The organism is Kosakonia sp. H7A (assembly GCF_003028445.1).
Taxonomy (GTDB): domain Bacteria; phylum Pseudomonadota; class Gammaproteobacteria; order Enterobacterales; family Enterobacteriaceae; genus Kosakonia; species Kosakonia radicincitans.
This window is the reverse complement of record NZ_PYTZ01000067.1, coordinates 1-528: the sequence shown is the minus strand read 5'-3', so window position 1 is coordinate 528 and position 528 is coordinate 1. Positions and strand designations below refer to the sequence as shown.

Here is a 528-nt window from a genome sequence, read left to right as displayed (position 1 = left end):
AACCACGGCTCCTGCGACTTGCTCTTTCGTTCGATGAAATCCAGAGCGGAGCCGAGAAACTCCTCGTCGACTGTTTCCATGCGCTTGCGGGTCAGCGCGCCGGTGTTCTCGATCACCTGCTTGCCGACCTTTCCGAACTGCTCGTCCACCGTGGTGTCGTCCTTGTCGGTGGCCTTGCATTTGAGAACGCCGCGAGGCCCGTATTTCTTCCGGAACGCGGGATCCTTCGGATAATTCGGGTATTCGGGCTCCTCCTCCGCATTGAGGTGATAGAGGTTGCCGAAGAACTCGTCGAAACCATGCACCGTGGGCAGATGCTCGTTGCGGTCGCCCAAGTGGTTCTTGCCAAACTGCCCCGTGGCATAGCCGAAGTGCTTGAGAAACTGGCCGATGCTGGGGTCTTCGAAGCTCAGACCCAACGTTGCGCCGGGCATGCCGACCTTGGTCAAGCCGGTGCGGATCGGCGATTGCCCGGTGATGAAGGCGGCGCGGCCTGCGGTGCAGCTCTGCTGGCCGTAGAAGTCCGTA

General features: G+C 60.6%; 1 protein-coding gene. It reads right to left on the bottom strand.

Features of this window, described 5'->3' with window-relative positions:
- On the bottom strand, nucleotides 1-528 hold a 528-nt coding region (locus CWM66_RS28205; RefSeq protein ID WP_146159964.1), incomplete at both ends, for a sulfatase-like hydrolase/transferase.